At 72.0% G+C, this 21819-nt stretch carries 23 protein-coding genes and 2 pseudogenes; 9 read left to right on the forward strand and 16 right to left on the reverse strand.

The genetic code is table 11. The features are described 5' to 3' along the window. Positions 1-178 precede the first annotated feature (178 nt). Positions 179-670 (forward strand): DUF427 domain-containing protein, encoded by a 492-nt coding sequence (locus ACZZ0J_RS00375; protein ID WP_123292406.1) that lies wholly within the window; start codon positions 179-181, stop codon positions 668-670. 25 nt (positions 671-695) lie between these two features. On the opposite strand, the gene ACZZ0J_RS00380 is transcribed toward ACZZ0J_RS00375, so the two are convergent. Then, on the reverse strand, positions 696-1031 hold the full coding sequence (locus tag ACZZ0J_RS00380) for a hypothetical protein (RefSeq protein WP_131846302.1): 336 nt from the start codon (positions 1029-1031) through the stop codon (positions 696-698). A 76-nt stretch (positions 1032-1107) separates the two neighbouring features. Here ACZZ0J_RS00380 and ACZZ0J_RS00385 point away from each other — a divergent pair, with 76 nt between their 5' ends. From ACZZ0J_RS00385 to ACZZ0J_RS00395, 3 genes are all read left to right on the forward strand, one after another. Further along, positions 1108-1488: a DoxX family protein gene (locus tag ACZZ0J_RS00385; RefSeq protein ID WP_111086844.1), complete on the forward strand. Its 381-nt coding sequence runs from the start codon at positions 1108-1110 to the stop codon at positions 1486-1488. A 100-nt stretch (positions 1489-1588) separates the two neighbouring features. After that, positions 1589-1996, forward strand: a complete 408-nt coding sequence (locus ACZZ0J_RS00390) for a DUF6264 family protein (RefSeq protein ID WP_463434051.1) — start codon at positions 1589-1591, stop codon at positions 1994-1996. Positions 1997-2277: 281 nt separating this feature from the next. Next, the gene (locus ACZZ0J_RS00395) at positions 2278-2715 is read left to right on the forward strand and encodes a hypothetical protein (RefSeq protein WP_123292410.1); all 438 of its coding nucleotides are present in this window, start codon (positions 2278-2280) and stop codon (positions 2713-2715) included. Positions 2716-2743: 28 nt separating this feature from the next. On the opposite strand, the gene ACZZ0J_RS00400 is transcribed toward ACZZ0J_RS00395, so the two are convergent. Then, on the reverse strand, positions 2744-3364 hold the full coding sequence (locus tag ACZZ0J_RS00400) for a hypothetical protein (protein ID WP_123340324.1): 621 nt from the start codon (positions 3362-3364) through the stop codon (positions 2744-2746). Between the two features lie 308 nt (positions 3365-3672). Further along, positions 3673-5126: pseudogene (locus ACZZ0J_RS00405) on the reverse strand (APC family permease). Between the two features lie 98 nt (positions 5127-5224). Between ACZZ0J_RS00405 and ACZZ0J_RS00410 the strand changes: the two are divergent. After that, positions 5225-5653: a DUF6892 domain-containing protein gene (locus ACZZ0J_RS00410; protein ID WP_134193434.1), complete on the forward strand. Its 429-nt coding sequence runs from the start codon at positions 5225-5227 to the stop codon at positions 5651-5653. 21 nt (positions 5654-5674) lie between these two features. Here the strand turns inward: ACZZ0J_RS00410 and ACZZ0J_RS00415 are convergent, their stop codons facing one another. The 3 genes from ACZZ0J_RS00415 to ACZZ0J_RS00425 form a co-directional block, all read right to left on the reverse strand. After that, positions 5675-6295, reverse strand: coding sequence for a uracil-DNA glycosylase (locus ACZZ0J_RS00415; protein WP_194648656.1), 621 nt, complete (start codon positions 6293-6295; stop codon positions 5675-5677). 1 nt (position 6296) lies between these two features. Next, positions 6297-7424 (reverse strand): glycosyltransferase, encoded by a 1128-nt coding sequence (locus tag ACZZ0J_RS00420; RefSeq protein WP_463434058.1) that lies wholly within the window; start codon positions 7422-7424, stop codon positions 6297-6299. A gap of 98 nt (positions 7425-7522) precedes the next feature. After that, complete coding sequence (locus ACZZ0J_RS00425) at positions 7523-8359, reverse strand: DUF429 domain-containing protein (protein WP_463434060.1); 837 nt, start codon at positions 8357-8359, stop codon at positions 7523-7525. Positions 8360-8391: 32 nt separating this feature from the next. Here ACZZ0J_RS00425 and ligD point away from each other — a divergent pair, with 32 nt between their 5' ends. After that, positions 8392-9411 carry a non-homologous end-joining DNA ligase gene (ligD, locus tag ACZZ0J_RS00430; RefSeq protein WP_214547695.1) on the forward strand — a complete coding sequence of 340 codons (1020 nt, stop codon included), beginning with the start codon at positions 8392-8394 and terminating at the stop codon, positions 9409-9411. Between the two features lie 19 nt (positions 9412-9430). Here the strand turns inward: ligD and ACZZ0J_RS00435 are convergent, their stop codons facing one another. From ACZZ0J_RS00435 to ACZZ0J_RS00445, 3 genes are all read right to left on the reverse strand, one after another. Continuing rightward, positions 9431-9574: a hypothetical protein gene (locus ACZZ0J_RS00435; RefSeq protein WP_159573682.1), complete on the reverse strand. Its 144-nt coding sequence runs from the start codon at positions 9572-9574 to the stop codon at positions 9431-9433. After that, positions 9571-9732: a hypothetical protein gene (locus tag ACZZ0J_RS00440; protein ID WP_159573681.1), complete on the reverse strand. Its 162-nt coding sequence runs from the start codon at positions 9730-9732 to the stop codon at positions 9571-9573. Before ACZZ0J_RS00440 ends, ACZZ0J_RS00435 begins: the two co-directional genes overlap by 4 nt. A 138-nt stretch (positions 9733-9870) precedes the next feature. Continuing rightward, entirely contained in the window at positions 9871-10914 is a 1044-nt protein-coding gene (locus ACZZ0J_RS00445) for an ATP-dependent DNA ligase (protein ID WP_463434065.1), read from the reverse strand. Between the two features lie 159 nt (positions 10915-11073). On the opposite strand from ACZZ0J_RS00445, the gene ACZZ0J_RS00450 reads away from it, so the two are divergent. The 3 genes from ACZZ0J_RS00450 to ACZZ0J_RS00460 all read left to right on the forward strand — a co-directional run bounded on the left by ACZZ0J_RS00450 (position 11074) and on the right by ACZZ0J_RS00460 (position 12859). Beyond that, a complete protein-coding gene (locus tag ACZZ0J_RS00450; protein ID WP_463434067.1) occupies positions 11074-12117 on the forward strand; it encodes an MBL fold metallo-hydrolase in 1044 nt (347 codons plus the stop codon). Positions 12118-12287: 170 nt separating this feature from the next. Beyond that, positions 12288-12467 (forward strand): type II toxin-antitoxin system HicA family toxin, encoded by a 180-nt coding sequence (locus ACZZ0J_RS00455; RefSeq protein WP_463438111.1) that lies wholly within the window; start codon positions 12288-12290, stop codon positions 12465-12467. An 11-nt stretch (positions 12468-12478) separates the two neighbouring features. Then, a complete protein-coding gene (locus tag ACZZ0J_RS00460; RefSeq protein ID WP_463434070.1) occupies positions 12479-12859 on the forward strand; it encodes a hypothetical protein in 381 nt (126 codons plus the stop codon). A 2-nt stretch (positions 12860-12861) separates the two neighbouring features. On the opposite strand, the gene ACZZ0J_RS00465 is transcribed toward ACZZ0J_RS00460, so the two are convergent. The 7 genes and pseudogenes from ACZZ0J_RS00465 to ACZZ0J_RS00495 form a co-directional block, all read right to left on the reverse strand. Then, positions 12862-13494, reverse strand: a complete 633-nt coding sequence (locus tag ACZZ0J_RS00465; protein WP_123340530.1) for an FMN-dependent NADH-azoreductase — start codon at positions 13492-13494, stop codon at positions 12862-12864. A gap of 175 nt (positions 13495-13669) precedes the next feature. Continuing rightward, the gene (locus ACZZ0J_RS00470) at positions 13670-15301 is read right to left on the reverse strand and encodes a putative Ig domain-containing protein (protein WP_463434073.1); all 1632 of its coding nucleotides are present in this window, start codon (positions 15299-15301) and stop codon (positions 13670-13672) included. Positions 15302-15506: 205 nt separating this feature from the next. Then, a complete protein-coding gene (locus tag ACZZ0J_RS00475) occupies positions 15507-16913 on the reverse strand; it encodes a hypothetical protein (protein WP_463434075.1) in 1407 nt (468 codons plus the stop codon). A gap of 228 nt (positions 16914-17141) precedes the next feature. Continuing rightward, positions 17142-18020, reverse strand: a complete 879-nt coding sequence (locus tag ACZZ0J_RS00480) for a hypothetical protein (RefSeq protein WP_463434076.1) — start codon at positions 18018-18020, stop codon at positions 17142-17144. Further along, positions 18017-18649, reverse strand: coding sequence for a hypothetical protein (locus ACZZ0J_RS00485; RefSeq protein ID WP_463434077.1), 633 nt, complete (start codon positions 18647-18649; stop codon positions 18017-18019). Before ACZZ0J_RS00485 ends, ACZZ0J_RS00480 begins: the two co-directional genes overlap by 4 nt. Positions 18650-18832: 183 nt before the next feature. Next, positions 18833-20671 carry a cadherin repeat domain-containing protein gene (locus ACZZ0J_RS00490; RefSeq protein WP_463434079.1) on the reverse strand — a complete coding sequence of 613 codons (1839 nt, stop codon included), beginning with the start codon at positions 20669-20671 and terminating at the stop codon, positions 18833-18835. Between the two features lie 200 nt (positions 20672-20871). Next, a pseudogene (locus tag ACZZ0J_RS00495) lies at positions 20872-21773 on the reverse strand (LysR substrate-binding domain-containing protein). Positions 21774-21819 lie beyond the last annotated feature (46 nt).

Genomic DNA, 21819 nt, shown 5'->3' on the forward strand with positions numbered 1-21819 from the left:
CGCGCGCGGGCGGGCGGGCGGCCGGCGGGCCGAGACTCGGGCTGAGCGACAGTTCTCGCGCCGCCGGGCACGTGAAGTGTCGCTCACCCCGAGACTCGGGCCCGCCCGGCCGAGACTCGGGCCCGCCCGCCCGCCCGCCCGCCAGCCCGACCGCAGCCGTGCGGCGTAGACACGACCCATGCGCCATCCCACACGGATCGAACCCGGTCCCGGACAGGAATCGGTCTGGGACTACCCCCGCCCGCCCGCCGTCGAGCCCGTCACCGCCCGCGTCGTCGTCCGGTTCGGCGGCACCGTCGTGGCCGACACGACCGATGCCGTGCGGGTCCTCGAGACGTCGCACCCGCCGGTGTACTACCTGCCGATGGCCGACCTCGACCTCCGCCCCGCCCAGGGGTCGAGCATGTGCGAGTTCAAGGGCCGGGCGCGGTACTTCGACGTGGTCGGCGGGGACGGCACCGTCGCGAGCCGCGCCGCGTGGAACTACCCGACCCCCGAGCCGGGGTACGAGTCGCTCCGGGACCGCGTCGCGATCTACCCGTCGGCGATGGACTCGTGCGAGGTCGGCGGCGAGGTCGTGCAGTCGCAGGACGGTGACTTCTACGGCGGCTGGATCACGTCGGACGTCGTCGGACCGTTCAAGGGCGCGCCGGGCACGCTCGGCTGGTGAGCCGTCGCTCGGCTGGTGACCCGCGTCAGCGGTTCGCGTAGGGCGACCAGAACGGCGGTGGGAACGCCCCGGCGGTCGCGATGACGAGCAGCTGCCAGAGGATCATGACCAGCCCGGCCGCGCCGATGACGATGCCGATCCACGCCCAGACCTGCACCGCCCGGCGACGGCGACCGGCGATGACGATCGCGCGCCAGCCGCTCAGCACGCAGACGACGCCGAACGCAGCACCGAGCAGGACGTGCCGGACCGTGCCCTGTGCCGGCACGATGATGCCGAGGTAGAACGCGACCGGGCCGAGCAGCACGGCGAACGTCGCTGGGGCTGCTGGCGGTTCGTGGTCCCGAGAGGGTGCTCCCATACGTCTGAATGTACCGAGCCGGTCGGGTTCCGTACACGTGCGAGCACCGTTGCCCGGGAGCAGGCACGATGGGGGCATGCGTTCCTTCCTCCGCGTCCTGCTCGGCCTGGCGCTCGTGTTCGCCGGCACGAGTCACCTCACTTTCGCGCGCAAGGAGTTCACGGCCCAGGTCCCGGAGTTCGTGCCGCTGTCCGAGGACACGACCGTGCTGGCATCGGGCGTCGCCGAGATCACCCTCGGCTCGGCGCTCGTGCTCGCACCGAAGCCGGCCCGACGCTTCGTCGGCTCGGTCGCTGCACTGTTCTTCACGGTGATCTTCCCGGGCAACCTGTCGCAGTGGGTCAACCGCCGCGACGCGTTCGGCCTGGACACCGACGAGAAGCGCGTCGCGCGCCTGTTCGGGCAGCCGCTGCTCATCGCCGCGGCCCTCTGGTCCACGCGCGGCCGGCGGTCCTGATGGACGCGCCCGCCCGGTCGTCCGGTCCGGCTGACGCCGGTTCGGCGCCTCGGTCGGGTCCGGAGTCGGTGCCCGGCTCGGGTCCGAGTCGGTGCCGGGGGTGCGTCTCGATCCGCTCGGGTCGGCTCCGGCACGGTTCGGACGGGAGGCCCGTCACCCCCTGGCAGGCCGCCGCCGCGTCGCGGACGTGGTCGCCTCCATCGCCCTGCTCGTCGTGCTGACGCTCGAAGCGTTGGCAGCGGGGTGGGGCATCAAGCTCATGTCGTTGGCGTTCGTGTCGTGCGCTGCCCCGGGGAACACCTGCAACGCGGGGCTCGGTGACTCGGTCGTGACGGTCGGGCCGATCCTGATCGCACTGGTACTCGTCGCCTCGATCGTGGTGTGCATCCTGCGGCTGGTTCGGCGTCGGCTGGCGTGGCCGGTCGTGCTCGTCGGGATGGCCGCCGTCGTCGCGGTGTTCTTCGCGGCGCTGCTCCTCATCGAGAGCTCGGTGACGCACGGCATCTGAGGGGCGCCGCCGTCCCGAGGTTCCGAAATCTCGGCATGTCGGCGCCCTGTTCGTCGAGGTCTGGAACCTCGGCGAACAGCGTGCGGCATGTCGTGGAACCTCGCCGAGCCGGTCGGGTTCGGACTGGAGGCCCGTCCAGCGACCGCGGGAGCGTCGGGATCGCCGCAGTCGGACGGCTCGCGGCCTCAAGCTGTCCTCCACAGGTGGCTGCGGCGGCGAGGTTGTCCACAGATGCGCACGGTGGCCGTCAGTGTGCGGGCCGGGTTCGCGACGCTGGAGTCATGCCTGACACCGACACCCTCGACCGCCTGATCCGAACCCCTGTCCGTACCGACGACGACGTCGTCCAACTCGTCGCCGCCCTGGTCGACCGCCCGGTGCGCCGGCAGTGCTGGGTGGTGTTCCTCGACGAGCTCGGGATGTCGATCCCGTTCCTGTTGCCCATCGCGGACCTGCCCTACCAGCCGGACGAGCACGTCAGCGACTTCGCGTCGTTGATCTCCGAGATCGTCGGGCAGCTCGGCGCGGTCGACGTCGTCCTCGCGTGGGAGCGGCCCGGTGTCGACCGGGTGCACCCGGTCGACTGGGAGTGGGTCGACGCGTGCGCCTGCGCCCTCGACGAGCACGCGATCCGGCTGCGCGCGCAGGTCATCGTCCACGACGGCGGTGCCGCGATGGTCGAACTCGACGAGCACGACCAGGACCAGGACGTCGCGTGAGCGTCGGGCCCGGCGGTCTCGTGCCCGATCAGCCCTGCGGGGCGGTGTCCGGCACGGTCTCGCCCGTCAGCCCCTCGACGACGGCCTTCGCCGCTGGCCAGGACTTCGCGTAGTGCTCGGGGTCCGAGTTGATCTGCACCGCGTGCGCCATCTGCGTCGGCGTCATCGTCTTCCAGCCGGGGACCTTGACGAGCTTCGCGTAGAACATCGACGCCGCCGTGTACGGGTCCATCCGCTGCTCGTACGTGCCCCAGGCGCCGTTGTCGCGCTGCTGGAACAGGCCGCGGCTGTCCGGTCCCGCGGCGTCGCCGTGGTCCAGGTTCACCAGGCTCGACTCGCCGATCGCCGTCATGACCCCGACGGCCTGGGTGTGCGGTCCGATGCCGACTGCCTTCGCGGCCTGGATCACGGACGCGGCGTTGACCAGGCGGTCCTGGCAGAAGCCCGCGATGGGGCCGGCGGGGACGACCATGCCGCCGACGGTCTTCGAAGCGACCTTCGGGCACGTGGGGGTGGCGTCGGCGGCGCTGGACTTCGCGATGCCGGCGATCGAGTTGACCGCGATCACGACGAGCACCACCACCCCGATCCCGACGACCACGATGCCGGCGCCGAACACCGACGCGAGCGTGATGCCGACACGGCGCATGACGGGACCTCTCGACGGACGGGGCGGGGCAGGCGGAGCACGACGAGCGTACGGGCGCCGCCTGGGAACCGCACCCGCCCGATCGGGGGCCGCCGTGACGAACTGACGGTCCTGGTGCTCCGAACACGGGGTTCGGGCACCAGGACCGTCAACGGCGACGTCAGGGGCATCCCGGCGTCAGCGGCGTCAGCGGCGTCGGTGTCAGCGTCGGCGGCGGCGCGACCTGCTCCGACCCCATCCGCCGGCGGACAGGGAGGCGAGCGCGATGGCGGCGATGACGATCGTCCAGATGACGGCGGTCGCGTCCATCAGACGTCGCGGTGGTCGTGCGGCGGGTGCTGCACCTTCGTCGGTTCGGTGACCAGGCCGGTCAGGGCCTTGTCGGGCTGCTTGCGACCGTGCGTGAACCAGGTCAGGATCCACAGCAGCACACCCAGGGCCAGCAGTGCACCGGCGATCTGGTACTGCTGCGGGTCACGGCCGGACGAGAACGGCAGCACGAGCCACAGGCAGGTGATGATGCCGATGACGGGGATGATCACGCCGGCTCGGAAGTGCTTGTGGTCGACCTTGTCTCGGCGGAGCACGAGCACCGTCAGGTTCACGACGGCGAACACCGTGAGCAGCAGGAGCGAGGTCGTGCCACCGAGGACCACCACGATCAGGGAGTCCGGGTCGAGCGAGACCCAACCGATGAGCAGCAGGGAGATCGCGGTGGTGAAGACGATCGCGTTCGACGGGGTGCGACGGGCGGGGAGATGCGGGCCAGGAAGCCCGGCAGCACGCCCTGCTTGCTCATGCCGTACAGCAGTCGCGACGCCATCATCATGTTGATCAGGGCGGTGTTGGCCACGGCGAACATCGAGATGAACGGCAGCAGGTCGGCGATCGGGAAGTCCGGTGCGGCGGTCTGCACGACGGTCACGAGCGGGGTCTCGTTGCCGGCGAGTTCACCGATCGGCACAACGGCCACGGCGCAGATCGACACGAGCGTGTAGATCACGGCCGTGATGCCGAGGCCGGTGAGCATCACCTTCGGGAAGATGCGCGAGGGGTCCTTGGTCTCCTCGGCCATGTTCACCGAGTCCTCGAAGCCGACCATCGCGAAGAACGCCAGCGACGTCGCCGTGGAGATCGACATGAGCAGGGTCTTGTCCTCCGGGGTCTCGAACATCACGACCCGCGAGAAGTCCGCGTTGCCGCCCGCGATCGCCCAGAAGCCGATCAGGATCACCATGACGAGACCGGACAGCTCGACCAGGGTGAGGACGACGTTCGTCTTCACGCTCTCACTGACACCGCGGAAGTTGATCGCCATCACCGCGAGCATGAAGCCCATGGCGATGAGCATCACGACGGCGTTCGGCAACTCGAGGCCGAACCCGACGCCGAGGTTGGCGGCGAACGCCCGCGACGCCGTCGACGCCGAGGTGATGCCGGAACACATCACGATGAAGGTCACGATGAAGGTGATGAAGTGGACGCCGAACGCCTTGTGCACGTAGAGCGCAGCGCCCGCGGTCTGCGGGTACTTCGTCACGAGTTCGAGGTACGAGAACGCCGTCAGCAGGGCGACCGCGAAGGCGATGAGGAAGGGGAGCCACGCTGCTCCTCCGACCTCTGCCGCGACCTGACCGGTGAGCGCGTAGACACCCGTTCCCAGGATGTCGCCGACGATGAACAGCAGCAGGAGCTTGGGACCGATGACCCTGCGGAGCTCGGGCTGCTCCTGCTGTGGTCGGTCCGTCTTGGTGGTGGCCATGCGTCACCCTTGCGCGCGAGACGCCTTGCTGTCTAGTCCCACAGGAAGGTTTCTCGCGATCGCAACACGGCCGCTCGGCGACGGATACTCTCCGGGCCATGGACCACGAGTCGAACACCACCGAAGAGCCCGTCGAGTTCGCCGACTTCAACGCGAAGCTGCTGGTGCTCGACGTCCTCTGCTACGACCTCGACGTGCTCGACCCCTACGACCCGGAGGCCGCCGACGAGACGGACGAGGACCTCGACGTCGACGGCCAGGACGACCGGGCCCGTGAGTACTACGACGACCTGGAACTCCTGCCGTCGCACCTGTCGCTCGTCACGGAGCTCACCGTCGACACCGAGCTCGAGGTGCTCCAGGACGTGCACCCCGGGTGGGAGGGCTCCGACGACCGCTTCGACCCGCAGAACTGGGACGACGTCCTCGACCTGCCGGCGCTCCGTACCGTGTACGCGGCAGCGCCGCTGCCCGCCCACGTCGCCGAGGCCCTGGCCGCGAAGGGCGTCGAGGTCCGCTCAGCCTGACGGAGGGACGGGCGCAGGGAACTACAGCGAGCGGTCCAACGCTCGCAGCTGCTCGGTGAACTGCTTCGCGCCACCCTGCGCAGGGTGCCGGACGGCGATCGCCTCGATGCCGGCCAACGCGAGCGCACCCTGGGCCTTCCGCCCCACCGCGACCACCCGGACCCGGTCGACGCCACCGAGGGCATCGAGCAGTGCGAGGGCCACGGGTGCTCCCGACCGCACCTCGGCCGGACGGGGTGTGCGGTTCGTCAACCGGTCCGGCGCGACGAACGGGTGGTGCGGGAAGATCGCCCACGCCACGGGGAGCGGCCCGGCCCAGTCGGACAGCGCCGCCTGCACCACGCGCGACGAGGCCTCCCACGGGGCGGTCGGCTCCGGCGGCACCAGGTAGTCGTCGCCGAAGCGGTCCGTCCCGAGCTCGCGCATGCTCGTGAACGGGATGCCGGTGTTCGTCATGCCGCGCCACCCGGGTGCCTCGGCCACGAGCAGGGTGTCCGCCGCCGGCCCCAACTCCTCCAGGTACCGCTGCAGGTTCGATCGCCGCAGCCGCCCTTCGGCCGAACCGAGGTCGTACAGTGCCTCGGCGTCCGCCTCCACGGGCACGGCGTCGAGCGCTGCCCAGAACGCGTCGAACGCCGTCATCTCACGATCCGACCCGCGACCCGCGGCCGAGCACCCGGCGGTACACGTCCTCGAGCCCCGAAGCCGATCGTTCCCAGCTCAGACGCTCCGCGTGCTCCCGCCCGGCCGAGGACAGCGCGGCCGCGTACCCGGAGTCCGTCAGGATCCGCTCGATCTCGGCAGCCCACACCGACGGCTCACGGGACTCCAGCACGACACCCGTCTCACCGTCGACCACGGCCTCACGCAGCCCCCCGGCAGCCGCGGCCACGACCGGCACCCCGGACGCCGAGCCCTCCAGCGCCACGAGGCCGTACGTCTCGGAGTGCGACGGCACCAGCACGGCTGCCGCGCCACGGAACAGGAACGCCAGGTCGGCACGCGACTGCGGCCCGATGAAGGTGACGCGGTCGGCGATGCCCCGCGCGGCGGCGAGCCGACGCAGCTCGTCCACGTAGTCACCAGCCTCGCTCGAAGCGTCCCCGGCGATGACCAAGGTGGGACGGGCCTCCTGGCTGATGCCCGCGATCGCCTCGATGGCCAGGTCGAGCCCCTTCAACGGCTGCACGCGGGCCGCCGCGACGACGTAGGGCGTGGCGGCCCGGCGCGCACCGGCGGCTGCTGGACGGAAGACCGACCCGTCGACCCCGGGCGGCACGATCCAGATGCGCGCGTCGGCACCGCCGAGCCGCGTCCGGACCGTCGACGCCTCGGCCTCGGACACCACGACGACCGCATCCGACTCACGCGCCAGCTGCTGCTCGCCCGTGATGCGACCGGCGGACTCGGGTCGCTCACCCTCGGACAACGGCGTCTCGGGGTCGGCGGCGATCGAGTGGAACGACTGCACGTGCGGGATGCCACGCTCACGGGCCACCGGCAGCGCGGCGGCACCGGAGAACCAGTGGTGCGAGTGCAGGACGTCGAACGGCCCGAGCTGCTCGAGCTCGTGGCGGAACGGCTCGATGAACGCGTCGTGCTCACCCTTCGGCACCGGCTCCGCCGGACCCGCCGACAGGAACCGCAGGCACACACCCGGCACGAGCGAGACCGAGTCCGGCTGCGTCGGCGCCGAACGCCGCGTGATGATGTCGACGTGGTGGCCACGATCGGCCAGCGCCTCGGCCTGGTGCCGGACGACGACGTTCATGCCGCCGACCTCGCCCGAGCCGGGTTCGTCTCCGGGGAGGTGTGCAGCGACACCAGCCCGATGTGCAGGGGTTCGCTCGTCGTGCTCACCGGTCAACCCTAGCCGCGCGTGCCCCGCTGCGACGGGCGCGCGGGCGCCACCACGACCGGCTGGCGGCCCGCCTCGTCCACCGGGTCGGACGGGAGGCCCACATCGCCACCCAGGATCTGCACGCGCTGGTCACCGTGACGCTCCCAGAACGCCGCCGTCCAGGCACACAGGGCACCGTCGAGCAGGTCCTCGCGGTGCTTGTGCGTCGGACCGTGCAGCCCCGACGGGTCGGCGAGCCCCGCAGTCAGCGGATGCGAGTCGAGCTGCAACGGCGGGTTGAGCGGGGTCTCGCGCAGGCGCCGGACGAGCTCGTCGAAGGCCTCGGCGCGGCGTGCCCGGGCCTCGGCTGCCGGCACCCTGAGGTCCAAGCGCTTGTACCGGGGCCGCTCGACGTCGTACCCGAGCTCCTCGACGCCCACCAGGGTCGTGTACGGGTAGCACTCGAACACCGCCGGGCCCGTCCTGGCGTGCATCGACGCCGTGTCGGACACGTACTCGACGCCCAGTGCGGCGAGCCGGTCGAGCAAGCGGGAGCCGGCGCTCGCCGCGGAGGCCTGGTTCGTCGGGTTCGCCGCGACCTTCCACCGGCCGTAGCGCTGCCCGACCTGCCGTTCGGATTCGCGGATGCCGGTCGGGTTCGTCACGACGAGCGAGGCGTCGACGGCGATGAGCGATCGCGGCCCGAGGTGTTCCGCGATCCATTCGGTGACGTCGTCGACCCCGCGGGCCCATCCGGCGTCGGTGATCGTGCCGTCGGCCTCCATCGCGATCAGTCCGGTCTCGTTGGGCGCGCGGCTCGCGGTGCCGAGTCCCCACGCCAGGTCCACTCCGAGGTACGCGCTCACCCGTCCATCGTGCACCGAGTACCTTCCGCTGCATGGCGAGCGAAGCGACGACGGTGCGGGTGCCCGGTCCGGACGGGGACCGCGAGGTCCGGATCAGCAGCCCGTCCCGGGTGCTCTGGCCGGACGCCGGGATCACCAAGGCCGACCTCGCCGAGTACCTGGTGACGGTGGGCGACGCCTTCGTCCGCGCGAACGGCGACCGACCGATCTCGCTGCAGCGGTTCCCCGGCGGCGTCGACGGCGAGCAGTTCTTCTCGAAGAACCCGCCGAAGGGTGCGCCGGACTACGTGCGGTCGGTCACGGTGACGTACCCGAGCGGCCGGAAGCACCCGCAGCTCGTGGTCGACGAGCCGGCCGTCGCGGTGTGGGCGGCGCAGATGAACACCGTCGTCTTCCACCCGTGGGCATCGCGCGCCGAGGACAGCGACCACCCGGACCAGCTCCGCATCGACCTCGACCCGCAGCCCGGCACGGACTTCTCGGACACGGTGCCCGTGGCGCAGGAACTCCGGAAGGTCCTGGACGAAGCGGGTCTGACGGCGTGGATCAAGACGAGCGGCAACCGCGGTCTGCACGTGTTCGCCCCGATCGCCCCCGAGCACGAGTTCCTCGACGTCCGGCACGCCGTGATCGCCGCCGCCCGAGAACTCGAACGGCGGATGCCCGACCGGGTCACGACGGCGTGGTGGAAGGAGGAGCGAGGGCAGCGGGTCTTCGTCGACTTCAACCAGGCGAACCGCGACCGCACGATGGCCGGCGCCTACAGCCCGCGGGCACTGGCGCACGCCTCGGTGTCGACGCCGATCACGTGGGACGAGCTGCCGACGGCGGACCCGACGACCTTCACGATCCGGACCGTCCCCGAGCGCCTGGCGACGATCGGCGACCCGTGGCAGGCGATGCACGACGAGCCGGCGAGCATCGCGCCGCTGCTGGCGTGGTGGGAGCGCGACCTGGAGAACGGCGAGGGTGAACTGCCGTTCCCGCCGGACTTCCCGAAGATGCCGGGCGAGCCACCGCGCGTGCAACCGTCCCGAGCGAAGAAGTCCTGACCCGGACCAGCGCGGACCGTCAGACGGCGGGCAGCGTGTCCGTCGAGCGGTCGGGGTCGTCGACGCGCGACGTCTGCATCGGCAGTCCGACGCTCGCGGTGTGCAGGCGGGTCAGGCGCGACCAGGTGCCGCGGTGCGCGTCGCTGATGCCGTCGACGATCACGAGCCCAGGCCGATCGTGACGAGTGCGAGCGCGGTGGCGGTCACGCCGGCGATGGCGCTGATGACCGCACTGAGCTGCAGGGTGCGCTGGCGGCGTGCCTCGCGTACCTCGGTGAAGGGGTTCCGCTGCGAGTGGCGGACAAGCGTGCTGGTGCTCATGTCGATCCGCTTTCGGTCCTGGGGCTCCCGGGATGGGTGCCTCGTGCTGCTGGTCTCCATCGTGGCAGCGTTTCGCTAGTTCGGCTAACTACTTTCCTGCGATCACCGGCAAGACGACGAAAAACGGACAACCACGTGTCAGGACAGGACATCCCGCAGGTCGTACGCCGACGGCACCTCGAGCTGGTCGAACCCGCACGACTCCGCGTCGCGGTCCGGACGCCACCGTTCGAACTGCACGGTGTGCCGGAACCGGTCGCCCTCCATCTGGTCGTAGCGGACCTCGAGCACGACCTCCGGCGCCAGCCGGACGAACGACGTGTCGCGACCCGACGAGAACCGCGACCGTTCCCCGTCACCGGTGACGGGCCTCCCGTCCGCATCGCGGAGCACGACGGGCTCGAGCTCGTCGACCAGCGCGAGCCGGCGCTTGTCGGAGAAGGCGGAGACGCCGCCGACCTGGCGGAGCTCACCGTCGTCGCCGTACAGGCCGACGAGCAGCGACCCGACGCCCGAGCCGCTCTTGTGGACGCGGTACCCGATCGCGACGACGTCGGCCGTCCGGTGGTGCTTGATCTTGAGCATCGTCCGCTTGCCCGGCTCGTACGGCTTGGCGCGGCGCTTGGCGACCACACCGTCGAGTCCGGCACCCTCGAAGGTGGTGAGCCACTCGCGGGCCTGGTCGACGTCGAGCGTGGTGCGCGTGACGAACAGCGGGTCGGACATGCCGCTCGCGAGCTGTTCCAGACGGTCACGTCGCTCGTCGAACGGCAGGTCGACCAGCTCGTCGCCGTCCGCTGCGAGCAGGTCGAACGCGACGAACTGCGCGGGCGTCTCGGCGCTGAGCTTCGCGATCCGCGAGGCCGCCGGGTGGATGCGCTGCGACAGTGCCTCCCAGTCGAGGCGCTCGGCTCCGGGCTCGCCCGAGCGCAGGATCACCTCGCCGTCGAACACCACCGGGTGGTCGCGGCCGCCGAACTGCGCGCGGAAGGCCTCGACGAGTTCGGGGAAGTAGCGCGTGAGCGGCTTCGCCCCGCGGCTGCCGATCTCGACGTCGTCGCCGTCGATCGTCACGATGCCGCGGAAGCCGTCCCACTTCGGTTCGTACCGCAGGCCGCCGGTCACGCTGTCGGGTTCCGGGACGTCGGCGACGGCCTTGGCCAGCATCGGTGCGATCTCCATGCGTCGTGTCTACTCGGGCTGCGGCGGGCGGCGCTGCGCGCTTCGTGAGCAGGAATGGTCGGGTCCGGCGCGACGACCCGACGTCTTCTGCTCACCGAGTGCGGCCGGGAGGCCCGGATCACCCGGGGCAGGTCGGCTCGCGTCAGTACTGTGGTGCGGGTGACGACCGTGCCCCCGTCGGCAGCGCCGACTCCGGAACCGATCAGCCCCGTGCAGGCCGCCGCGCTCCGCGACGGCGTCCTGCCGCCCGTCGAACAGGTCCGGCCGGGCATCTGGACCTTCGCGGTGCCGTTCCGGTTCGGGGTGCCCGACGCGACCCTGGTCTACGTCGTCGAGGGGTCGGACGGATCGCTCGCGCTGATCGATCCCGGGTGGTCGGCCGACGGCGGGCTCGACGAGGTCCGCGCCGCACTGTCGGCGATCGGCCGGTCGCTCGACGACGTGTCCCTCGTCGCCGTGACGCACCTGCACGCCGACCACCTCGGTGCCGCCGCCGCGATCCGCCGAGCGACCGGTGCGCGGGTCGCGATGCACGGGCTCGAGGTCGACGCGCTGGAGCGTGAGCGTACCGACGCGGCGCAGAACGACGCCGACATCGCCACCTGGGGCCTGCCGCAGCACCTGCACGATGGGGTCGTCGCGGCCTGGGGGAGCGGGCGACGGATCGGACTCGGGCGGAGCGAGGCGCCGTACGCCGACCTGCTGCTCGCCGACGGCGAGGTGCTGCCGATCCCGGGGCGCACCATCCGGACCCTCTGGACGCCCGGGCACACCGCCGGGCACGTGTGCTTCGTGGACCAGGCGGACGGGCTGCTGTTCACCGGCGACCACGTGCTGCCGCGGATCAACTCCGGGATCGGCCTCGGCGGTCGGACCGCCACGAACCCGCTCGGCGACTACCTGGCGTCGCTCGGCCGACTCGACGTGCACGCCGGACTCGAGGTCTGCCCGGGCCACGAGTACCGGTTCGCCGACGTCGTCGCCCGCGCGCAGACGCTGGCCCGACACCGCGAGGAGCGGTCGCGGCACGTCGCCGAGGCGCTCGACCTGCTCGACCGGCCCACGCTGTTCGAGGTCGCCGCACGCGTGCCGTTCAGTGGCGGGATCGAGTCGATGACCGGGTTCCTGCTCGCGAGTGCACTGACGCAGACGACGTTCCACGCGCAGCTGCTCGGGCGCTCCGGCGAGGTCCGTCCCGCCTGACCGTTCCTCCACACCTGCTCGGGCGATCGTCTTCCTGCACAGATCAGGGAGGCCTGCGCCGTTCGCGCACGGTCGCTCGTCAGACTCGGAAGGAGGTCAGGTTTTCTACTGGCCCTTGATGGACCTGACTAGAAGGGCTTGATATCGTGGTGCGAGCTGTGCAGCACCGGGTGGTCACGACGTTCCTGCGGCATCGGGGATGGTGGTTGGACCGGACCCACGGGAGCCACGAGGTGTGGCGCGGACCCGAGGGTGGGCGCCTCATCGTGCCGAAGCACCGCGAGCTGAGCCCCGGCGTGGTGCGGCAGGTGCTCAGGATCTTCCCGGACGCACCGGACAGCTGGCGATGAACGGAGGAACGATGACGACGACGTACCGAGCGACCGCGTACCGAGAGGGCCGCTGGTGGGCGATCGAGATCCCTGCGGCCGGCGCGGTCACGCAGGCCCGCCGCGTCGCCGACGTCGAGTGGATGGCGCGGGAGTGCGTCGCCCTGACGCTGGACGTCCCGGAGGACGACGTCGCGATCGACGTCGAGTTCGTCCTTCCCGACGACGCCCGCGCAGACTGGGAAACGTCCCGCGCGCTCGCTGAGCAGGCCCGGCAAGACGGAGCTGAAGCGGCCCGGCTGGCGCGGAACGTGGTGACCCGGATGCGGGCCGAGGGCTACACCTACGCCGAGATGGCGTCCGTCCTCGGGCTCTCGGCACAACGCGTGCACCAGCTCGCGAACGCCTCCTGACCTCAGCCGAGCGTGGTGGCGAGGCGCTCGATCGTCGTCGTCGCGTCGGCGAGCTCGGCAGACGCGTGCTCGGCGAGCGGGGCGAGGTCGGGCAGCCGGTCGGCCAGGGTCGCACTGACCGTGATCGGGTAGAGCTTCATGCCGAGGGCCGTGCCGAGGATGAGGTGCAGGACCGGCGAGCCGTGGTCCCAGTCCTCGGTCGGGGTGCCGGCGTCGTAGGTCGCGCCACGGCTGACCACGGTGACCACCGGACGGCCGGCCAGGGGCTGCACGTCGCCCGCCAGGACCCCGGGGACGTGGATGCGGTCGATCCAGGCCTTGAGCGTCGACGGCACCGTGTAGTTGTACAGCGGCGACCCCACGACCACGACGTCGGCGGCGAGGAGTTCGTCGATGACCTCCTGGCGCAGGGCCTCGGCCTCGGGAGCGACGGTCTCGTCCGCGGTGCGGTCCGCTGCCGCCCAGTGCAGCGCCGAGGTCTCGAGGTGGGGGAGCTGGTCGACGTGCAGGTCGCGGCGGACCACCGTGTACTCCGGACCGCGGGCGCGCCAGGCGTCGGCGAACGCGGCGGTCAGCGCGCGCGAACGGGAGTGGGACAGGTCGGCCGAGGAGTCGATGTGCAGCAGCGTGGGCATGGTGCCCACGCTACCGACGGTGGGACGGAAACGGCCCCGCCGCCCCGGTGCGGGGTCAGGCGGGCCGAGCCGGGCCTCCCGTCCGTCACGCGGGCACGCGACGGACGGGAGACGACGGGGACCGTCAGCGCTGGTCGTACGTCAGCGCTGGTCGTACGTCAGCGCTGGTCGTCCGTCAGCGCTGTGCGCGGCGACGGCGCAGGGTGCGGGCGCCGATGAGGCCGGCACCGGCGACGAGCAGGCCGAGGGCCCAGGGCAGGGCGCCGGTGGCGTCCGAACCCGTGTAGGCGAGCTGGCCACGGTTCGTCGGGGTGACCGGGGCCGCCGCGACCGGGGTCGTCGGGGTGACGACGGTGGCGGCGGTCGGCTGGACATCGACGGCGAACGAGGTGCTGAAGGACCCGAGCGTGACGGACAGGTTGTGGACCGACGCGTGCGGGAACGTGACGTTCACGAAACCGAAGTCGCCGAAGTCGGGGTCCGGCGTGATGACGTCACTGGCGACGTCCGACGTGACGGTCGGTGCGACCGCCGGAGCGTCCTCGTCGAGCCCGCCGATCGTGTTGCCCCAGCGGTCGACGAGACCGCCCTGGACGACGAGCGTCCCGCCCTGCTTGATGGTCGGGTGACCGCCGACGGCGAAGTCGTCCTCGGTGATGGTGAGCACGGTGCCGTCGGGCTCGACGATCCAGGTCGTCCGGTCTTCGGTCTCGTCGTCGGTGAACAGGCCCGCGCGGTCGGTCGTGAACACCAGGACCCCGACCGGCGCGCCGGCCTCGACGGTGAGCGAGACGTACTGCGTGACCGAGACGGTGCCGCTCGTCGCGGTGACGGCGAAGTCCCAGTCCCAGGCGTCGGTCGTGGTGCCGCTGAGCTCACCGGTCGACGCGTCGAAGGTCAGGCCCTCGGGGAGCTGGTCCGCGGGGGTGGTCTCCTCCTCGGGGTACTCCTCGGCGTACTCCGCATCGTCCTGCGAGAACCAGTCGAGCTTGTACGTCGGCTCGGGCGAACCCTGCGCGCGGAACGTGTGCGAGAACGTGTCGCCGGCGGCGGTGCTCAGTTCGAGCGGGTGGTCGGCGTCGGCGCCGGCCGTGGTCGGCTTGCCGTCGGTGCCGAGGAACGCGGGGTCCTGGGTGACGGGCGCGGTCGCCGCGGAGGCCACCGAGGTCGTCTCGGTCGCGTCGGGCAGGGTGCCGGTCACCGTGACGGTGATCGTCTTGCGCACGTCGGTGGGGTCGATGCGGTAGGTCGCGGTCTTCGACAGGACGTTGCGGTCCTGGTCGGCCCAGACGTACTTGTACGTGGAGTCCTCGTCGAAGCCGGTGACGACGGCGCTCAGGAGCGTGCCGACCTTGGCTGCACCGTCGATGGTGACGGTCGCGTCGACGGCCTTCGTGGTGACGTCCGGGGTGGGCGTCGCGGTCGGAGCCGGGGTCTCGGCGGCCGGAGCCGTGGTCTCGGGGGCGGAGGGCTCGACGGCCGGAGCGGTCGGGGCGGTGGTGCTCGTCCCGTCGCCCGCCGGAGCGCCGTCGTCGCCGGTGGTGTCACCGGTCGTGTCGCCCGCGGCAGGGGCGCCGTCGGTCGAGCCGGCGTCGGCCGCGGGCGTGCCGGTGCCGTCCGTCGCGGAGTCGCTCGGCGTGGTGCCGTCAGCGGTGCCGGTCGTCGCCGGGCTGGTGACCGTCGTGGTCGGCTCGGCCGCCGTGGCGGCGGTGGCGGTCATGACGCCCAGACCGGTCGTGAGACCGATCAGCGCGACGGTGGTGCCGACGGCGCACGCGCGTCGGACGGTGGAGGTGCTACGGCGCACTTCTTCCCCCAGGTGTTCAGTCCGGTCGGGTGCCGGAACATAAGAATCCGCCGAGAATCCTCGGCTTGCTCGGATCGTATTGGTATCCGCGCGCGGACACGACCGTCTTGATCGGAATGTGACCATGGTTGGGGGTTCCCGCACGACGGACGGGAGGCCCGGTACCAGCTGGCACCGGGCCTCCCGTCCGATCGTCGGTCGCGTCTCAGGCGCGACGGCGACGCAGGCGGTGGACCAACAGGCCGCCGCCGGCGGCCAGCAGACCGAGGGCCCAGGCCAACGGCGTGGTCTCGTCGGCGCCGGTGTAGGCGAGGGTGCTGCCGGTGCCGCTCGTCGTGGTCGCCACAGCGGCCGTGGCGACGGGTCGGACGGCGACGGCGAACGTGGTCGAGGCGCCACCCTGGGCGATGGTGAGACGGTGGTCCGAAGCGTGCGGGAACGTCACCTTCGAGGCGTCGCCGCGGGGATCGGCGGCGACCTGGTCCGATGCGACCGAGCTCGTCACGGTCGCGCCGAACCCGGTGCTCACGGAAGCCGGTGCGGTCGGGTTGCCGAACCGGTCGACGGCGAGGCCGGACACCACCAGCGAGCCGCCCTGCTGGACGGGGATCGACGCGACGGTGCCGAGGGGATCGCCGCCGCCGGAGAACGCGCTGATGACGCCACCGGGAGCGACCGACCAGACCGTTGCGCCGGGCGTACCGGTGTCGACGATCGCGAGGACCCCGACGGATGCGGCCGGCAGGACGGTCAGGCGCACGTACTCCGTGGCGGTCGCGGTGCCGCGGAGCGCGACGACCTCGAAGTCGTACGTGCCCGCGGTGGTCACCGTGCTGGTGAGCACCCCGGTCTCGACGTTGACGGTCAGGTCGGACGAGGGCGCGTCCTGGATCGCGTACGCCAGCGAACCCGTGCCGCCCGTGGTGCGGAACGTGTGCGTGAACGTCGCGCCGGCGGTGGCGGTGAGGGCGAGCGGCTTCGCCTTCGTCGACGACTCGGTGAAGACGACCGGCGACGGCGAGACGGTCAGGCGGACGTACGCGGTCACCTGTGTCGAGCCGCTGAGGGCCACGACCTCGAAGTCGAACGTGCCGGCGGTCGTCGGCGTGCCGCTCAGCACGCCGGTCTCGACGTTCACCGTGTAGTCCGCCGACGGGGCGTCCTGGATGGCGTACGCGACGGTGCCGTCGCCGCCCGTGGTGGTGAAGGTGTGGCTGAACGGCGTGCCGACCGTCGCGGTGAGTGCGAGCGGGGCGGCCTGGGTCGACGGCTCGGTGAACGCGAGGTCGCTGCCGTCACCCGGTGCTGCCGCCGGGGTGGCGCTGTCCGAGGCCTTCGCGGCGGGGCCGGCGCTTTGCGTCGGGCTGGCGCTGGGCGTCGGGGTGGCGCTGGGTGTCGGGGTGGCGCTGGGCGTCGGGCTGGCGCTGGGCGTCGGCGCCTCCGCCGTCGGGTCGGCGCTCGGCGTCGCAGTGGCCGTGGTGCTCGTCGGTTCCGTCGGCGTCGCCGCCGTCGCGGACGTGCCGACGCCGATGACCGAGCCGATGGCGGTCGCCGCCACGACGATGCCGATCGTCGCCGCGCGGCGCACGGGCGGCTTGGTGGACTGGTGCATGGTTCCCCCCTGGGAGTCCGGGTCGCGAGCGCCCGGTGATCGTGCGCTCGTCAGTGCTGACATTACGGTTCGCGGACCCGTTCCGAGCCCCGCCGGAGATCACGGTTTCATCTCGGTACTACCCGCTCTGATCTGGGGTTTCTCACAGGATCACGCGACGACGGAGGGGAGGCGCGGGGCGGTCGTGCCCCGCGCCTCCAGTCCGTCAGGCGGTCGCCGTGACGTGCCTCAGCCGAGTCGGCGACGGAGGCGCCAGACGAGCAGGCCGGCGCCCGATGCCAGGAGGCCGAGGGCCCACGCGAGCGGGCCGGCCTCGTCGGCGCCGGTGTACGCGAGGGTGCCCGATGCGGTCGGCGTGTGGGTGGTCGTGACCGTGGTCGTCGCCGTTGGCTGCACCTCGAAGCGGATGGTGCTCGTCACGTCCCCGGACGCCACGGTGACCGTGTGCGGCGACGCGTGCTCGAAGGTCACCCACGTGGCCGCAGCCTCGGGGTCGTACTCGATGCGGTCGCTGGCCACGTCGCTCGTGAAGGTGAGGTCGGTGTGGTCACCGACCGGCTGCCCGTCGGCGTCCACGGCCAGGGCGCGGATCTGCACCCGGTCACCCTGTCGGGCCGGGATCGCGTCGACCCGCTGCGCGTCGCCGTCCGCCGGGTAGTAGGTGATCACGTCGCCCTCGACGCCCCACCGGTCGCCGGACGTCTCGTCCGCGGGGAGCACCCCGACGGCGATGCCGGCGACGGGAGCGGGGGCCTCGGAGACGCGGACCGTGAACGAGGTCGAGACGCCGCCCTCGGACACCGTCAGCGTGCGGGTACCCGGCTCCGAGAACGTCACCGTGTTCGCCGACCACTTCGGGTCCCAGACCACGCCGTCGGACGCGGTGGTGCTCGTGACGGTCGACCGCGGGTACTCGTCGCCCGGGGTGGTGCGGTTGCCCAGCGCGTCGACGGCCAGCCCCGCGAGGGTCATCGAGGAGCCGACGGTGGCGGGGACCTCCGACACCACGGTGTCGCCGGTGCCGCCCGGCGCGTACTCCCGGATCGTCCCGTCGGCGTCGACCTGCCAGCTGACGTCGGAGTCCGGGGTGGCGACCGAGAACGTCACACCGGCGGGTGCGCCGGGGAGACGGTCAGTTCGACGTACTCCGTGATCTGGGTCGAGCCGCTGAGCGCGACGACCTCGAAGTCGAACGTGCCGGCCAGCTTCGGGGTGCCGCTCAGGACGCCGGTCTCCACGTTGACGCTGTAGTCCTTCGACGGCGCGTCCTGGATGGCGTAGCCCACCGTCCCGTTGCCGCCGGTGGTCGCGAAGGTGTGTGAGAACGGCGTTCCCGCGGTGGCGGTGAGCGCGAGCGGGGCGTCCTGCGTGGACGGCTCGGTGAAGGCGAGGTCGCTGCCGTCGTCGGTGGCGGCGGGTGCGGGTGCGGAAGCGGCAGGCCGTGGGGTCTCCGACTCGTCGGCGGGAGCCGGCGTCGGATCGGGCGTCGTGCCTCCTGGCTGCTCGTCGGGTGCGTCGGTCGGGGCGGGGCCGTCGTTCGCGGCGGGCGCCGCGGGTGTCGCGGTGCTCGTCGTCGGTTCTGCGGCGGCGGCGGTCGTCGTGCCGCTCGTCGTCGGTTCCTCGGCGGCGACGGCGGCCGTCGCGCCGATGCCGAAGGCCGACGACGCGGCGACGATCGCGACCGCGGCGCCGATGACGGCAACGCGTCGGGTGGTGGACGTGCAGGACTGGTTCACGAGATCCCCCTCGGATGCTGGACGGGCTGCCGATCGGCGCCCTCACTCAGGATTGTCGCGAGGCGACCGATCCTGACGTGGGACGAGGTCACGAGCTGGTCACGGTCGACGGACGCTCACGACGCGGAACGGGCCGCACCCGGAGTGGGGGCGGCCCGTTCGCGCCGGACGTCGGACGTCGGATCAGGCGCGACGGCGGCGCAGGCGGTGGACCAGCACGCCGCCGCCGGCGGCGAGGAGGCCGATTGCCCACGCGAGGGGGCCGGTCTCGTCAGCGCCGGTGTAGGCGAGCGAGCCCGACGCCGGACGGGTCGTCGAGGTCCCGACGGCGTCGGCGTGCGCTCGGACATCGACGCGGAACGAGGTCGCGACCCCGCCGTCGGCCACGGTCAGCGTGTGGATCGACGCGTGCGGGAAGTCGACCTGGCTGGACTCCGCCTCCGCGACCCAGGTGATCCGGTCGGTGGCCACGTCGCTCGTCACGACGGGGTGCGGGCTGCCCGGGGGCGTCGTGCGGTTGCCGTTGGCGTCGACGGCGACGGCCTTCACGAACAACGGGATGCCCTGGTCCGCCGGCACGCTGTCGACCGACTTCGTCTGCACCGTCCCCGCAGCGTCGACCGTGTACTCGGTGACCGATCCGTCGGGTGCGACCTCCCACTCCGGGCCTTCGGCGCCGTAGTAGACCGAGGCCAGGACGCCGACCGGGGCGCCGGGCTCGACCGTCAGGGTGACGTGCGCCGTCGCGGTCTCGGACCCACTGCGGGCGATCACCTCGAAGTCGTACGCCGTCGCGAGGCGCGGCGTGCCGGCGAGGACCCCGGTGCTGGGATCGATCGTGAACTCGGAGCGGAAGAAGTCGCCGTCCCCGATGACCGCACCGCCGTCGGCGCCGGCGAGCGAGTACTCGACCGGGCCGGTCGCGCCCTGCACCGTGAACCGGTGGCTGAACGTGGTCCCGGACGTCGCCGTCAGGTCGAGCGGCGCGTCGGAGGAGGACTTCTCGGCGAACGCGAGCGGGGTGTCGGCGACGTCGACCGGGATCGACAGCGAGAGTCCCTCGGCCCGCACCGTCAGCTCGTGGCGCCCGACGTCGGAGAAGGTGGCCTTCCAGCGGTTCGTGACGTCGTCGAAGGAGAGGACGTCACCCGGAGCACTGCTGGTCAGCTCGGTGGCGGACGACATCTCGGGGCCGTCCTGGGGATTGCCGTAGCGGTCGAGCAACGTGGACGCGAGCCACAGGGACTGGCCGGGCTTCGCGGGGACGGCGGACACGGCCTCGCCGAGGTTCCCGTGGCTCCAAGGCCGGACCGCGTCCTTCGTGACCTCCCACGCCGGGGCGAAGCCATCGGCCGTCGAGGTCACGGACGTGGTCAGGGTGACCGCCGCGGCGGGCTCGACGGTGATCCGGATCCACTGCGTGTCGGTGTGTCGTTGGTCGGTCGCGAGGACGCTGAACTCGTAGACCCCCGGCGTCGTCGGGGTGCCGCGGAGGAGCCCGGAGTCGTCCCAGCGGAACTCCTTCTCGTACTGGTCCCAGTCGCCGATGGGGGCGAAGCCGTACTCGAGCGCCCGGTCGCCGCCCTGCGCCACGAACTGCTGCGAGAACGCTTCGCCGGCGGTCGTCGTGAACTCGATCGGCTTCTCGCGGCTCGACGGCGTCGGCCACGTGACGGCATCGTCAGCGGGAGCGTCCGCTGCCGGGGCCGGGGCCGGGGCCGGCGTCGGACTGGGGGACGCGGTCGGAGTGGTGTCGGAAGGGGCGTCGGTGTCCGTTGCCTCGGGGATCGGAGTCGGGGTCGCGGTCTCGGGCGACGGTGCCGTTGTTGCCGGCGTCGCCTGGCCGGTGCCGGTGCCGGTGCCGGTGCCGGTGCCGGTGCCGGTGGTGACGGACGTCGACGCGTCGGCGGTGTCGGCGACGGCGGTGGTCGCGCCGACGCCCATCATCGAGACGGCGACGAGTGCGACGGTGGCGCCGACGGCTGCGGTGCGTCGGACTGCGGGTGGTGCGGACTGCTTCACGGGGATCCCCCTCGGATACCAGGACTGGACGCCGGATCAGCGTCCTCTACTCAGGGAATGTCCCGACGGGAGCAGACCTGACGATCATTCGGTCACGGATTGGTCACGACCTGCACCGAGACCGGCGCGACCGCCGAGGCGGACCCGCACCGGGCCTCCAGGCCGCCCGTCCCGCGGCTGTCCACGGAGGACGCGCTCGTTCAGTCTCCGACCACCGCGGCCGCGCGCTCGAGGGCCGCGCGCAGTGCGCGGACCGCGGGCGAGGACGCACCGGCCGTTCGCACGACGGTGAAGATGGTCCTCCGGGGCTGCTCGGGCAGCTCGACCAGTCGGCACGTCGTCGTCCGACCCGTCCACATGAGGTCGGGCATCAGGCTGACGGCGTTCCCGGACTCCACGAGCCGGATCTGCGTCTGCAGGTCGGCGGTCTCGTAGCGGACGTCGGGCTCGAAGCCCCAGCGTCGGCAGACCTGCTCGGCGAAGTGCCGCGACGCGGTTCCGCGGGCTCCATCACCCAGGGCAGCGCGCCTGCGTCCTCGATCGACGACACCGGTACGAGCGCGGTGTCCACCGGGGGCAGTGCGAGCCGGACCGCGTCGGTGGTCAGATCCGACCGGTCGAGCCCGGGAAGGTGCGGAGCCGCGTGCGCGGGGTACTGCTCCGCGATGACCACGTCGAAGTCCCGGGCCCACGTCTCGTGCAGGGCCGTCTCCGGTTCCCGCTGCACCATCTCGATGCGGACGTCCGGGTGCTCGGTCGCCATGGCGTGCAGGGCGTTCGGCATGAGGGCGAGGGCCGCGGACTGGAACACCGCGACACGGATCCGCCCCTGCACGGTCGGCATCGTCTCCTCGACCTGCGACTGCGCCAGCTCGAGGACGTCCAGCACGTGCCCGGCCGCCTGCACCAGGACCTCGGCCTGCGGGGTGAGCTGCAGGCGCCGTCCGGCCTTCCTGAGCAGGGGCACGCCGGCCTCGCGCTCCAGGGTGCTGAGCTGCTGCGAGACGGCCGACGGGGTGAAGTTCACGGCCTCGGCGACCGCGGCGATCGTGCCCCGGATGGAGAGCTCGCGGAGCAGGACGAGACGGCGGACATCGAGCACGTGCTCACGGTAGCGGAACTTACGGGTACCCATCACGAACCGTTGC

It is taken from the genome of Curtobacterium sp. AC272, assembly GCF_979258155.1.